The sequence below is a fragment of the Bartonella ancashensis genome (assembly GCF_001281405.1).
Classification (GTDB): Bacteria; Pseudomonadota; Alphaproteobacteria; order Rhizobiales; family Rhizobiaceae; genus Bartonella; species Bartonella ancashensis.
Genome location: NZ_CP010401.1, coordinates 1,046,182 through 1,060,044, shown reverse-complemented (window position 1 = coordinate 1,060,044; position 13,863 = coordinate 1,046,182). Strand labels below are relative to the sequence as shown.

The window sequence follows — 13,863 nt, the reverse complement described above, 5'->3', positions numbered from 1 at the left end:
TGCATTTTCGCTAAATCCAACAGGCTCTGCGTTTGGAACATAGCGACGACGACGCATTGTTGCTTTAATTTCTGCTAAGGCTTGTTTAGCAAAATCTCCAACTGCTTCTGCATAAGGAATACGAGGTGAACGAAAGCCATTCTTTTGATTACGACGATTTCCACGACGTCCACGACGGTGAGATTCTTCATCATTTTGGGTTTCTTCTTCATGGACCTCGTTTTGATAATTTTTACGCCGACGTTGTTGATTATTTTTTACGGATGGCTCATCTACGGCAACTTCCTTCTCCACGTTTGGAACAACTTTAATTTTTGCTGTATCGTTATTTTCAGATATTACCGCAAAAATATCATCCTTTATAGGAGTTCCTTTAGAAATAACGAGATGCTGCGTTCCAATAGTATCATCCGCTTCGATGTTAATACTCAAATTAAAGCGTTTTTCTAAATCAACGAGAACATGACGTTTGTGATTAAGCACGTAAAGAGCTGTTGTTACAGGTGTCCGCACAATGATACTATGTTGAGAATTGTGTAAAAGGTACTCCTCAATTGAGCGCATAACGTGTAAAGCGATTGAAGATGCAGAGCGTATGTTACCAGTTCCAGAGCAATGAGGGCAGGGTTGCATTGTACTTTCTAAAACTGATATGCGAATGCGTTGACGGCTCATTTCCATAAGACCAAAGTGAGAAATGCGACCAACTTGAATGCGAGCACGGTCATTTTTCAAGCAATCTTTTAATTTTTTCTCGACGAGTCTAATATTACGATTCTCAACCATATCAATAAAATCGATTACTATTAAACCAGCTAAATCACGAAGACGTAGCTGACGTGCTATTTCTTCAGCAGCTTCCAGATTAGTTTGTAGCGCTGTCTTTTCAACAGAATGCTCTTTTGTAGAACGACCAGAATTTATGTCAATAGAAACAAGAGCCTCTGTTTGGTTAATAACGAGATAACCGCCAGATTTAAGAGAAACATGTGGATGCAACATTTTATCAAGTTGCGTTTCGATATCATTGCGTGTGAAAATAGGTACAGGATCATTGTAAGGTTGAACAACTTTTGCATGACTTGGCATAAGCATGCGCATAAAATCCTTGGCTTCACGGTAGCCTTGCTCTCCAGATACGAGAATCTCATCAATATTTTTATTATAAAGGTCTCTAATAGAACGCTTGATCAAATTACTTTCTTCATGAACAAGACAGGGAGCTGTTGATTTAAGAGTTAAAGTGCGAACAGTTTCCCACAATCGCATGAGGTATTCGTAGTCACGTTTAATTTCAGCCTTTGTTCTATTTGCTCCAGCTGTTCGCAAAATTACCCCCATTCCTTTAGGAACAGCCAATCCTTTTACGATTTCTTTGAGGCGTTCACGATCTTGCACATTGGTAATTTTTCGTGAGATACCACCACCCCGTGCCGTATTTGGCATCAAAACAGAATAGCGGCCTGCAAGAGACAAATAAGTTGTAAGCGCTGCTCCCTTATTACCACGTTCCTCTTTGATAACCTGCACCAACAAAATTTGACGTCGCTTAATAACCTCTTGAATTTTATATTGACGCTCTTGCTTGCGTTGATAAGAGAAGATCTCTTCAAAAGAGTCTTCTGCATTAACGACTTCAATGTCATCATCGGCAGTTTGCGTATCAAAAGAATCCTCTACATCATCAGCTATTACCATCTTAGATGCAGTGCTACTTTCAACATTTACAGCAACAGAAGCCTCATTTCTTTTTTTCGATTTTTTTTTATGCTGATTTTTTTCTTCATCAAGACCATAAAGATCATCTTCGTGAGAAGCAGCTTTTTCTTCTCTTTCAATAAGGGCGAGGCGATCAGTAATCGGAATTTGGTAATAATCAGGATGAATTTCTGAAAACGCCAAAAAACCGTGACGGTTACCACCATATTCTACAAAAGCTGCTTGAAGCGAAGGTTCTACACGTGTGATACGTGCTAAGTAAATATTCCCCTTGAGCTGCTTCTTATGTTCTGATTCGAAGTCAAGTTCTTCAATTTTGTTGCCTTGAACGACAACAACACGTGTTTCCTCTGGATGAGAGGCATCTATGAGCATTTTGTTTGACATAAGTTATAATCCCGAAGACAGTATGCACAACTTTATCTAGGAAAACAGTATAATTATCCGTAGATGAAAAAAGTTGTCTGCCATAAAACGTAGGTGCTGACATAACAATGTGACGGGATGCAGTGCACAAACGCATCTTTGCTTGCATCATACTTTTAACCATTTTCACCTGTTTTGTACGACTCATAACCTTTACAAGTCCTCAGCAAAATAATTTCGAAATAGTCCAGATATCTGAACATGTGAATCCTCGAAAAACACAACCTTGCCTTATGAAGGTTTTGTTAAGGATCCTTTACTTTAAATTCTGCTTCATAACCATGAAATAAACCCTCTAAAATAATCCAAAAGAACCACTAACAACACAAGTCAAATCAGACGGTCATTGCTACTTAGGAAGCGTAAGTACCCTTTTATGTTGATATCGTATTTTTGGCAAGTGCTAATATAATGGTCACTACGGTAGTATAATTATTCCATAATTTTTCTTTTGGTGAAAAATTTTTATACTTGTCAGAAAAGATGGAGTGTATTGAGTATCGCCATTTATATGTGGTAGTTGAAGATTTTAGTACAATAAAAGGGATTTTTCTTATGGTGTGGTGCGTCTCTGTGACAAAATTGAGAGCATCTCATTCTTATTTGAGTATTATTCAGCATTTTATACATTTTTTGCTATTTTTTTTGATGTATCAAGTAAGTGTTCAGGCTGCTGATTCGTTTGGATTAGTAAGTTTGCGTGCTATTGGTGATAATACGAATGTACGAATTATTGCGGCTTTTAGTTCTGAACCACGCTTTCATTTACAGATTTTAGATAAGCCAGCACGTTTAATTATTAATTTACCTTTAATGAAAAAAAATACGTTTATAAAGGAAGAAAACGTATTACCGGCTATGCTGTTTGATATGAGCTATATTTTTTCAAATGTGCGGGAATCACGTGTCATTGTTACAAGTAAGGCTGCTTTTTCTGTTAAAAAAAGTGTTGTACAGAAATTACATGAAAATTTATGGCAAGTGTTAATTGACATTACTCAAACTACACAACAGCAGTTTAATGCAGCGTTACAGGAGCAGAATGCAGCATCACAGGGGCAGAAACAGGTTGGTAATATTACAAAAAAGCAGCCTGATTTTGGGAATCATTTTCGTGTCGTTCTTGATCCTGGCCATGGTGGTATTGATAGTGGTGCAAAAGGTGTTACTGGAGTTTTAGAAAAAGATGTAACTTTAGCTTTTGCGCGTGCAGTGCGAGATGCACTGAAAAAATATAACAACATTAATGTAATTCTAACGCGCGATTCTGATGTTTTTTTAAGATTGAAAGAGAGAGTTCAAAAAGCACAAAGATTCAATGCTGATCTTTTTGTATCTATTCATGCAGATACTATTAACACTCCTTTTCTTCGAGGTTCCACAGTTTATACCTTATCAGATAAAGCATCTGATGCAATGGCAAAGACTTTAGCTGAAAGTGAAAATAAAGTTGATCTCCTTGGTGGATTTCCTACAGAAGAATTTTCTGAAGTTACAGATATTTTAATTGATCTTGCTCGGCGTGAAACACATACATTTTCGATTAATTTTGCTGATCGCATCATCTTAAATTTGTCGCAGGATGATATTCATTTAATCAATAATCCTCATCGGTATGCTGATTTCCAGGTTTTAAAAGCTCCGGATGTGCCGTCTGTTCTTATAGAGATAGGCTATTTGTCTAATGAAGAGGATGAGAAATTACTGAACGATTCTGAATGGAGAAAAAAAATGGCTTCTTCTATTGCACGTTCTATCTATCAATTTTCGTTGCACCATCAAGAGATTATTTCATTTCCATAGAAATTTATTATGCATTAAGGTATATGTATCAGGATGGGTGAAATTACCTTGCATTTTTAAAATTCAATAATCCTGATGCTTGAAGGTAGAGTATGATCATTATCACTCTGTAACATTAAGGGGATACCTATTTTACGATGATTATTTTTAGATATCTTTTTCATATTTTTTCTCTTATTGTGTTTTATGTAGTTATGGTGTGGACGGCAGTGGGGGTCAGCTATGCTGATTCACTTCCTGATTATAAAGTTCTCTCCCTTTATGAACCACCTGTGTTGACACGTTTTCATGCTGCTGATGGTAGTCTTATGGCTGAATTTGCTACAAAAAATCGCCTTTTTTTACCAATTCAATCAATCCCATCATCTCTGCAAGAAGCCTTTATTTCTGCTGAAGATAAGAATTTTTACAGTCATTTTGGTTTAGATCCTGAGGGAATTTCTAGAGCTTTAGTCAATAATATTATGCATATTGGTTCTGGTCGACGTTTAGAGGGGGCATCAACGATTACACAGCAGGTGGCTAAGAATTTCTTACTGGATTCGAGCGTAACATTTAGGCGTAAATTGAAAGAAGCTATTCTTGCAATGCGTATTGAAAAAACTTATTCGAAAGATCATATTCTTGAATTATACCTTAATGAAATTTATCTTGGCCATGGCTCATATGGTGTTGCCTCAGCATCATTGACCTATTTTGGTAAATCTGTTGATGAGCTTTCTCTGGAAGAATGCGCCTATCTAGCGGCTCTTCCGAAAGCTCCTGCAAATTATGATCCATTTAAGTATACACAACGTGCTATTGAACGGCGTAATTGGGTTATAGACCGAATGGTTGTTAACGGGTATATTGGGTCAGAGGAAGCTGAAGAGGCCAAAAAGAAACCTTTAGGGGTGAAGTTACGTGGAAAAGACAGCTATGTTTTTGCAGCCGATTATTTTACGGAAGAGGTTCGTCGTGACCTTATAAATCGCTACGGAGCTACAACCTTGTATGAAGGTGGGCTTTCGGTGCGTACGACATTGGATCCTAATTTGCAACTCATTGCACGGCGTTCATTGCAGAATGGTTTAATTAAGTTTGATCGTGCACAAGGGTGGCGTGGAGCTTACCGAAAAATTAGTAGTGAAGGGGATTGGGGGAAAGCACTCGCTAAAATCTCTAGGTTAAGCGATGTTCCTGAATGGACTTTAGCGGTTGTTTTGTCTTCTCACAAGGATAAAATAAGCATTGGTTTGCAGCCGCAACGTGAAGATTCAGGTTTGTTATCAACAAAACGGGAGATTGCCACATTATCTCTGGAGCAATCAGGGTGGGCGTTAAAAGTTATCAATGAAAATGGCCATCATAAAAAATTTCAGAATTTATCAAATGTTCTGCATGTTGGGGATGTTATTTTTGTTGAACAATCGGAGAAAAGTGGTACCTATAATTTGCAGCAAGTGCCTCAAATTCAAGGAGCAGCTGTTGTAATGGATCCTCATACGGGACGTGTTCTCGCAATGATAGGTGGTTTTTCCTTCGCTATATCTGAATTTAATCGAGCAACGCAAGCTTACCGTCAACCTGGTTCTTCGTTTAAACCTTTTGTTTACGCAGCTGCACTTGATAATGGATATACGCCGGGATCAGTTATTCTGGATGGTCCTGTTGAAGTTCGCCAAAGCAATGGTGAAGTTTGGAAACCAAAAAATTATGGTGGAACATTTGCAGGGCCTTCAACATTGCGTTATGGGATTGAACACTCCCGTAATCTCATGACCATTAGGCTTGCTAATGACATGGGGATGGGTTTAGTTGCTGAGTATGCAGAGCGTTTTGGTGTTACAGATAAGCTACAACCTTATCTTCCTATGGCCTTGGGAGCTGGTGAAACAACGGTTTTACGCATGGTAACAGCTTATTCGGTCATTGCGAATGGAGGACGTTCTATCCGACCTTCTCTTATTGATAGAATTCAAGATCGTTATGGAAAGACTATATACCGGCATGATAACCGATTATGTGAAAACTGTAATGTTCAATTATGGAATAATCAAGATGAACCAACACTCATTGATGAAAGAGATCAGGTTCTAGATCCCATGACTGCTTACCAAATTACCTCGATGATGGAGGGAGTTGTTCAACGTTCTTTAGCAAGGCATTTGGGTCATCTCAATCGTCATCTCGCGGGTAAGACAGGTACGACGAATGACTCTAAGGATGTATGGTTTTTAGGTTTTACACCCGATCTCGTTGTTGGTTTTTTTCTTGGGTATGATCAACCAGCTTCGTTAGGGCATTATGAGACCGGGAGTTCGTTGGTAACTCCTATTTTTGGAGAGTTTATAAAAGATGCGTTAAAAGATAAACCGGATGTTCCATTTAAAGTGCCTAGTGATATGATTTTATTACCAATTAATCGCAAAACAGGTATGCTTGCTGAGGCAGGAGACGAGGATGTCATTATTGAAGCGTTTAAACCAGGAACAGGTCCTGTTGACATGTATCAGGTTATTGGTGGAACAAACTCTTTTCAAGAAGGTGTCTCAGCGGTAACAACTTCGCCACAGGTCAATAAAGCAATTGAAAGTGGAGTTGGTGGATTATACTAGTAAAAACTTAAGATAGGTAAGTTGGTTTATTCTATGTTATAGGATTTTAGCTGGTAAATTATTAAGGAATGGGGGTTCATTTCTCACTGTAAGGGGTGATAACGGATTGTCATGAGAAATGACGTTAGGAGAATATGACTTTAGGATATTAAATTATGAGAACAGAGATAGAAACATTAGTTAACGAGATAGAAAAAGCGCTTCAACTGCTAAGGAGGCATCTTTGACTGGGATCAGTCATTAAAGCGCCTTGAGTATCTTAATAAAAGAGTAGGGGATTCTTCTCTGTGGGATGATGCGCAGTTAGCACAGGATATGATGCGTGAGCGTCAGTATCTTGAGGATTCTATCAATTCTATTCAGTCTCTTACAGGGACTCTTGAGGAGTCTGTTGAATTAATTGCAATGGGTGAAGAGGAAGGGGATGTAGATATTGTTGTTGATGCAGAGAACACAATACGTAAGCTTAAGCATGAAATAGACAAGCGCCAAATTGATACGCTTCTTTCTGGAGAAGCAGATTCTAATGATACTTATTTAGAAATTCACGCTGGTGCTGGTGGTACAGAAAGTCAGGATTGGGCTTCTATGCTTTTGCGTATGTATACTCGTTGGGCTGAAAAACACAAAATGAAAGTTGATATGCTAGAGATTCATGATGGGGAAGAAGCAGGTATAAAGTCAGCTACGATCCTTATTAAAGGGCATAATGCTTATGGTATGATGAAAACAGAGTCAGGAGTTCATCGTTTGGTACGAATTTCACCGTATGACTCAAACGCAAGGCGCCATACATCATTTGCGAGTGTTTGGGTTTACTCGGTTATTGATGATAATATTGAAGTTGATGTTTCAGAAGCAGATGTTCGGATTGATACCTATCGTGCATCAGGAGCAGGAGGACAACATGTTAACACAACGGATTCAGCAGTTCGTATTACTCATGTGAAAACAGGGATTGTTGTGCAGTGTCAAACAGAGCGCTCTCAACATAAAAATAAGGCTACAGCCTGGTCTATGTTACGCGCGCGCCTTTATGAAGAAGAGATGAAAAAGCGTGAAGAAGAAACAAGTGCTGTTGAAGCTTCTAAAACAGAAATTGGATGGGGACATCAAATTAGATCTTATGTTCTGCAACCTTACCAACTTGTTAAAGATTTGCGTACAGGCACTGAAAACACTAACCCACAGGCTGTGCTTGATGGTGATTTAGATATATTCATAGAAGCAGCACTTGCACAGCGTATCTACGGAAAAAATAAGAAAACTAAAGATTCCAATTTATAATGTTAGATGTGTACATACTCTACTTTATTCAGAATCTATAACCTTAGCTTATTTTTTACTATAAACACCTTGCTTACAAGAAATATGGACAGATAAGAGCTACGGATAATCTATGATAGTCTACTGCATAACTCACGTGCAGCTTCCAAAACTTTTTCTGCATGTCCAGGCACACTAACTTTTTGCCACTTTGCTGCTATTTTTCCACTTGAGTCTATTAAAAAAGTAGTACGTTCAACACCCATATATTGGCGCCCATACATGCTTTTTTGAACCCAAACACCATAATCTTGAAGGGTATTTTTTTCTTCATCAGATACAAGAATAACATCAAGTTTATGTTTTTCTTTAAATTTATTATGTTTCTCTACGCTGTCTGGAGAGATACCAATAACAGTAACTCCTATTTTATCGAATTCTCCCTTTAAAAGGGAAAAATTGACTGCCTCATTTGTGCAACCACTTGTGTCATCTTTGGGATAAAAGTATAAAACGACAGGATTTCCTTGAAGACTAGAAAGCTGCAATTGATTTCCACCATCACGTGACAATTTAAAATCAGGGGCGATATCACCTTGTATTAGCTGTGCCATGTGGTTATCCTTCCTTTAAGTTCAAGTTATGTACCGGCTGTTGCAGTAAAGGACGATCATTTCAGACAAATTTTTATCCATTATATAAGAAGTTTATTTATACATAGATGAGTTTTTCTTGCGTTATGAATAATTTATAGGGTCATACGTAGGGAATTTAAATTCTGACTATAATTGATTATACTAATTTAACTAAAACATGCTTTTTTCTACCAAAAGAAATTTTAATAATTCCTGTAAAATTGGCATCATTTTCGACAACAAGGCGCGTTTCGTCATCGATAATCTTGTCATTTATACGTATAGCATTACCCTGAACTTGTCTACGTGCTTCACTATTGGATTTAGCTAATCCTACATATACTAAAAGAGATAGTAACCCTACGCCTTTTTTAAAATCTGCAATATTTCTTTCAAAGGTTGGTAATTTGTTTCCGAGGGTTTTTTCTTCAAAAGTTTTGCGAGCAGTTTCTGCTGCCTCATGAGCAAGAACGTCTCCATGTAACATTGCTGTAATTTCTGTTGCAAGAATCTTTTTTGCTTCATTAAGTTCTGTGCCTTGTAATACAGAAAGCTTAGCAATTTCTTCCATTGGGAGTGTTGTGTAAAGTTTTAAAAACCGTATAACGTCGCTATCTTCCGTATTGCGCCAATATTGCCAAAATTGATAAGGTGAAAGCATATCTTTATTTAACCATACTGCACCATTCAAGGATTTTCCCATCTTTGCGCCAGAAGAGGTCGTTAGTAAAGGTGAAGTTACTGCGTATAATTGCGGCGTTCCAAGGCGATGTCCTAATTCAATTCCATTAATGATATTGCCCCATTGGTCAGAGCCACCCATTTGCATACGTAATCCATAGCGTTTATTTAGCTCAACGAAATCATAAGCTTGTAAAATCATATAGTTAAATTCAAGAAATGATAAGGAGTGTTCGCGCTCAAGTCGAAGTTTAACAGAATCAAATGATAACATACGATTGACGGAAAAATGTTTTCCGACATTACGTAGAAATTCTATATAGTTTAACTTGCACAACCATTCGGCATTGTTAACAATATGTGCATCAGTTTTTCCATCACCAAATGTTAAGTAATTAGAAAAAACTTTCTTGATACCATTAATATTTTCAATAATATTATCCTGCGTTAGAAAAAGTCTGCTTTCATCTTTAAAAGAAGGATCACCAATCATACCTGTACCTCCACCCATTACAACAATAGGTCGATGGCCGGTTTTTTGTAACCAATGGAGCATCATGATTTGGAGAAGGCTTCCAGCATGAAGACTTGAAGCTGTGGGATCAAAGCCGATATAAGCTGTTATAGTTTCTTTTAGTAAAAGACTATCAAGGCCTTGTTCATCTGAAATCTGGTGTATAAAACCACGTTCATTCATAACATGTAAAAATTCAGATTTAAAAGCAGGCATAAATTTTGTTTCCTGATTGATATTACGTTTATTTATAAAAGTGTATGTTCATACATTGGCAATTATTGTCGTTAGAGCGTTGCTCACAAAACAACGAAAAATATTAATAAAATATGGTAAACATGTCAGTTGTATTTGTAGTTGAAATAAATTCAAAAAATTTAATTCAGCAATAGTCTTGAATATTTGCACGTTAGTTTTAAAAACAATGGAATATTTTAAGATGCTTTTTGTCTTGAAAATATTTAAGATTTCAAAATTACCAATGATCCTTTCTTGAATAGACAAAGAGACTGGAATGTTTTTAGAAGAAAAAATTTCTATTTTTTATTTTTTTGGTTGAGAAAAGGTATTTCGCGCGGTGCATTTTTCTCATTTGCAAGATAGGAATCCAAATAATGTGCACATCGTTCAATAAGCTTTTCAGTATGACCGGTGAAAAAGTGATTGGCACCTTCTAGTATTTCTTGTGTAATTGTAATGCCTTTTTGCGTTTTTAATTTATCAACAAGAGTTTGAACATCTCTTGGAGTTGAAACTTTATCAGCGTCGCCGTGGATTATAAGGCCAGAGGAAGGACAAGGAGCAAGGAATGAAAAATCATAGATATTGGGTTGAGGAGCAACTGATATGAATCCTTCTATTTCTGGTCTACGCATTAAAAGCTGCATACCAATCCATGCCCCAAACGAATATCCAGCTACCCAGCAATTTCTAGAAGAAGGGTGTTGTGTTTGTACCCAATCGAGCGCAGCAGCGGCATCTGAAAGTTCACCTGCTCCGTGATCAAATTCACCCTGGCTTCGACCGATGCCACGAAAATTAAATCGTAATGTTGTAAAATCACGTTGCTGGAATATGTAGAAAAGGTCATAGATAATTTTGTTATTCATCGTTCCCCCAAATTGAGGATGAGGATGAAGAATGATTGCGATTGGTGCATTTTTTTGTTGTGAGGGTTGATAACGTCCTTCAAGACGACCAGCAGGACCGTTGAAAATAATTTCTGGCATTAAACGCTCCTTAAATTTTTATTGACCTTCATCAATTTTCACCATAGAACAGCGCTAGGCGATGGGTTGCCGCACTTGGTAGTTGATATTCTATTTTATGTGCCTTTTTCAAGAAAATTGCACCGCTTTGGAAAAAAATCAGTTCAAAATTAGTGATTGGAATTAAAAATGGCCGTGAAACGCCGCTATTTTGATCATAATGCAACAGCGCCACTGACAAAAATGGCACGAGTGGCTTTGCTGGAATCTTTGGAGATATTCGCTAATCCATCATCTGTTCATACAGAAGGTCGTGCTGCTAAGGCTTTGTTACAAAGAGCACGTCGGCAAGTTGCTGATAGGTTGAGTGCGAATCCGGATAATGTTATTTTTACATCTGGTGCCAGTGAGGCTGCAATGACGTTGCTTACTCCGATGTATAATATGGGGCGTTCCAAGGTACATTTTTCTCATCTTTACGTTGGTGCAAGCGAACATCCTTCTATTGCAGAAGGAGGGAGGTTTCCAAAAGAATTGATTAGTGTGGTTTCCATTGATCACAATGGCTTAATTCAGGAAGAAATACTCAAAAACCTACTAGCTACACATGATAAAGCGAAAGGCTTACCTCTTGTCGCTATTCAAGCAGCAAACGGTGAAACTGGTGTCATTCAACCTATAAAAAAGATAGCACATATTGTAAGAGATGCTGGAGGTATCTTAATTGTTGACCTAGTACAATATGTAGATAAATATCCCATCGACATAAACAACTTTGGAGGAGATTTTTTTATATTATCAGCTCATAAAATGGGTGGACTTAAAGGAGTTGGTGCCTTTGTTGCGTGTAGCAATCTTCTCATGCCATGTCCCCTTATCATTGCTGGCGGGCAGGAAAAGGGATTTCGTGGAGGAACTGAAGCATTACCGCTTATTGCTTCTTTTGGGGCGGTGATGACTGAGTGCATTACTCAGGAAGAGATACAAAGGTTGAGTAATTTACGTAGTAAGTTGGAAGAGGGTTTACAGCAAATTAGTGATGATGTTAAAATTTTTGGAAAGGAAGTGCAACGTTTACCAAATACTACTTACTTTGCCGTGTGCAATGTAAAGGCTGAAACAATGCAGATTAATTTTGATTTGGCAGGATTTTCTGTATCAGCAGGTTCTGCATGTTCTTCAGGAAAAACAAAGCAGAGCAAAGTTTTAGAAGCGATGGGATACCACAATCCTTATGGTGCAATCCGAATTTCAATAGGTCGTGACACAATTCAGGAAGATATTGACGATTTTTTGTTTGTTTTCGCTCAATTTATCGATAATAGTAAAAAATTAAGATAAGCTTGATTGAAATTTCTTCATTTTGCATATAACTTGGAAAACAAGTCAATCATTTCTAAATTGAAGTCTTTAATCGCTGGTTCTTGACGCCGGCAAGAATGGAGGGAGTTGATGCCGGCAGTGCAAGAAACAATACGCCAGGTACGTGAAATAGATGTTGATCAATATAAGTATGGTTTTGAAACAAATATTGAAATGGATAAAGCTCAACAGGGTTTGAGTGAAGATATTATTAGATTTATTTCTGCAAAAAAATGTGAACCTGAGTGGATGCTAACTTGGCGGTTACACGCTTTTCGTCGTTGGTCTGTGATGCAGGAACCTCATTGGGCGCGTGTTAAGTATCCCAAAATTAATTTTCAGGAACTGTGCTATTATGCTGCTCCTAAAAATCATACGGGACCAAAATCTTTAGATGAAGTTGATCCTGAACTATTAGCTACTTATGAAAAGCTTGGTATTCCGCTTAAAGAACAGGAAATTTTGGCAGGGGTACGCAAACAGACTGATCAGTCTACTCTTGATGATGGTGTTTATAGTTCAGGAAAAGTTGCTATTGATGCTGTTTTTGATTCCGTTTCTGTTGTGACAACATTTAAGAAAGAATTAGCGCGTTCGGGTGTTATTTTTTGTTCTATTTCGGAAGCAATCACTGAACATTTTGCTTTAATTAAGGAATATTTGGGAACAGTTGTACCGGTCAATGATAATTATTATGCTGCTTTGAATGCAGCTGTTTTTACCGACGGTTCGTTTGTTTATATTCCAAAGGGTGTTCGTTGTCCTATGGAGCTTTCAACTTATTTCCGGATTAATGAGCGTAATACAGGCCAATTTGAACGAACCTTAATTATTGCGGATGAAGATTCTTATGTTTCTTATCTTGAGGGGTGTACAGCGCCCCAGCGTGATGAAAATCAACTTCACGCTGCTGTTGTAGAGCTTGTTGCACTAAAAAACGCTGAAATCAAGTATTCCACTGTGCAAAATTGGTACCCTGGTGATAAAGAGGGCAGAGGAGGTATTTACAACTTTGTTACTAAGCGCGGAGATTGTCGAGGTGAAAATTCTAAAATTTCATGGACACAAGTTGAAACAGGCTCTGCAATTACTTGGAAGTATCCATCATGTTTGCTGCGTGGTGATAATTCGTGTGGAGAGTTTTATTCTATAGCTATTGCAAATGGCTATCAACAGATTGATTCTGGTACGAAAATGATCCATTTAGGAAGGAATACATCAAGTCGGATTATATCTAAGGGCATTTCTGCAGGGTTTTCGAATAATACCTATCGTGGACAAGTTAGCGCACATAAAAAGGCGCAAAACGCACGTAACTTCACCCAATGTGATAGTTTATTGATTGGAAATAATTGTGGTGCCCATACTGTCCCTTATATTGAAGCAAAAAATGCAACAGTTCAGTTTGAACATGAGGCAACAACGTCAAAGATTTCTGATGATCAACTCTTTTATGTTATGCAAAGGGGAATTCCTGAAGAGGAGGCAGTTGCATTAATCGTCAATGGTTTTGTGAAAGAAGTTATTCAAAAACTTCCAATGGAATTTGCAGTTGAAGCGCAGAAGCTCATCGGTATTAGTCTTGAAGGTAGCGTGGGTTGATAATTAATAGATAATTCATTGGCTACGGGAAAATTTGCTCGATCAATATC

General features: G+C 37.7%; 8 protein-coding genes and 1 pseudogene. 5 read left to right on the top strand and 4 right to left on the bottom strand.

Translation table 11 applies throughout. The features are described 5' to 3' along the window. Positions 1-50: 50 nt before the first annotated feature. Positions 51-2,106, bottom strand: a pseudogene (locus PU02_RS04675) (Rne/Rng family ribonuclease); the annotation flags it as partial. A 594-nt stretch (positions 2,107-2,700) separates the two neighbouring features. On the opposite strand from PU02_RS04675, the gene PU02_RS04670 reads away from it, so the two are divergent. From PU02_RS04670 to prfB, 3 genes are all read left to right on the top strand, one after another. Continuing rightward, complete coding sequence (locus PU02_RS04670; RefSeq protein WP_053944672.1) at positions 2,701-3,948, top strand: N-acetylmuramoyl-L-alanine amidase family protein; 1,248 nt, start codon at positions 2,701-2,703, stop codon at positions 3,946-3,948. A 143-nt stretch (positions 3,949-4,091) separates the two neighbouring features. Then, a complete protein-coding gene (locus PU02_RS04665) occupies positions 4,092-6,545 on the top strand; it encodes a penicillin-binding protein 1A (protein WP_414947390.1) in 2,454 nt (817 codons plus the stop codon). A 155-nt stretch (positions 6,546-6,700) separates the two neighbouring features. Next, positions 6,701-7,832, top strand: a protein-coding gene (gene prfB, locus PU02_RS04660; RefSeq protein WP_144417877.1) for a peptide chain release factor 2 whose coding sequence is annotated in 2 segments (ribosomal slippage) — positions 6,701-6,769 and positions 6,771-7,832 — 1,131 coding nt in all. Because the reading frame shifts where the segments join, the coding sequence is not laid out codon by codon here. A 110-nt stretch (positions 7,833-7,942) separates the two neighbouring features. On the opposite strand, the gene bcp is transcribed toward prfB, so the two are convergent. The 3 genes from bcp to PU02_RS04645 form a co-directional block, all read right to left on the bottom strand. After that, positions 7,943-8,425: a thioredoxin-dependent thiol peroxidase gene (bcp, locus tag PU02_RS04655; RefSeq protein WP_053944290.1), complete on the bottom strand. Its 483-nt coding sequence runs from the start codon at positions 8,423-8,425 to the stop codon at positions 7,943-7,945. Between the two features lie 178 nt (positions 8,426-8,603). Then, positions 8,604-9,857: a tyrosine--tRNA ligase gene (tyrS, locus tag PU02_RS04650; RefSeq protein ID WP_053944289.1), complete on the bottom strand. Its 1,254-nt coding sequence runs from the start codon at positions 9,855-9,857 to the stop codon at positions 8,604-8,606. 320 nt (positions 9,858-10,177) lie between these two features. Beyond that, positions 10,178-10,870: an alpha/beta hydrolase gene (locus PU02_RS04645; protein ID WP_053944288.1), complete on the bottom strand. Its 693-nt coding sequence runs from the start codon at positions 10,868-10,870 to the stop codon at positions 10,178-10,180. A 168-nt stretch (positions 10,871-11,038) separates the two neighbouring features. Here PU02_RS04645 and PU02_RS04640 point away from each other — a divergent pair, with 168 nt between their 5' ends. Both PU02_RS04640 and sufB read left to right on the top strand, forming a co-directional pair. Beyond that, positions 11,039-12,190: a cysteine desulfurase family protein gene (locus tag PU02_RS04640; RefSeq protein WP_053944287.1), complete on the top strand. Its 1,152-nt coding sequence runs from the start codon at positions 11,039-11,041 to the stop codon at positions 12,188-12,190. 111 nt (positions 12,191-12,301) lie between these two features. Next, positions 12,302-13,813, top strand: coding sequence for a Fe-S cluster assembly protein SufB (gene sufB / locus PU02_RS04635; protein WP_053944286.1), 1,512 nt, complete (start codon positions 12,302-12,304; stop codon positions 13,811-13,813). Positions 13,814-13,863: the final 50 nt, after the last annotated feature.

Excerpts from the sequence above, each read along its gene's own strand:
- PU02_RS04670 (WP_053944672.1), top strand. The coding sequence starts at position 2,701 with ATGGTGTGGTGCGTCTCTGTGACAAAATTGAGAGCATCTCATTCTTAT.
- bcp (WP_053944290.1), bottom strand. The coding sequence starts at position 8,425 with ATGGCACAGCTAATACAAGGTGATATCGCCCCTGATTTTAAATTGTCA.
- tyrS (WP_053944289.1), bottom strand. The coding sequence starts at position 9,857 with ATGCCTGCTTTTAAATCTGAATTTTTACATGTTATGAATGAACGTGGT.
- PU02_RS04645 (WP_053944288.1), bottom strand. The coding sequence starts at position 10,870 with ATGCCAGAAATTATTTTCAACGGTCCTGCTGGTCGTCTTGAAGGACGT.
- PU02_RS04640 (WP_053944287.1), top strand. The coding sequence starts at position 11,039 with ATGGCCGTGAAACGCCGCTATTTTGATCATAATGCAACAGCGCCACTG.
- sufB (WP_053944286.1), top strand. The coding sequence starts at position 12,302 with ATGCCGGCAGTGCAAGAAACAATACGCCAGGTACGTGAAATAGATGTT.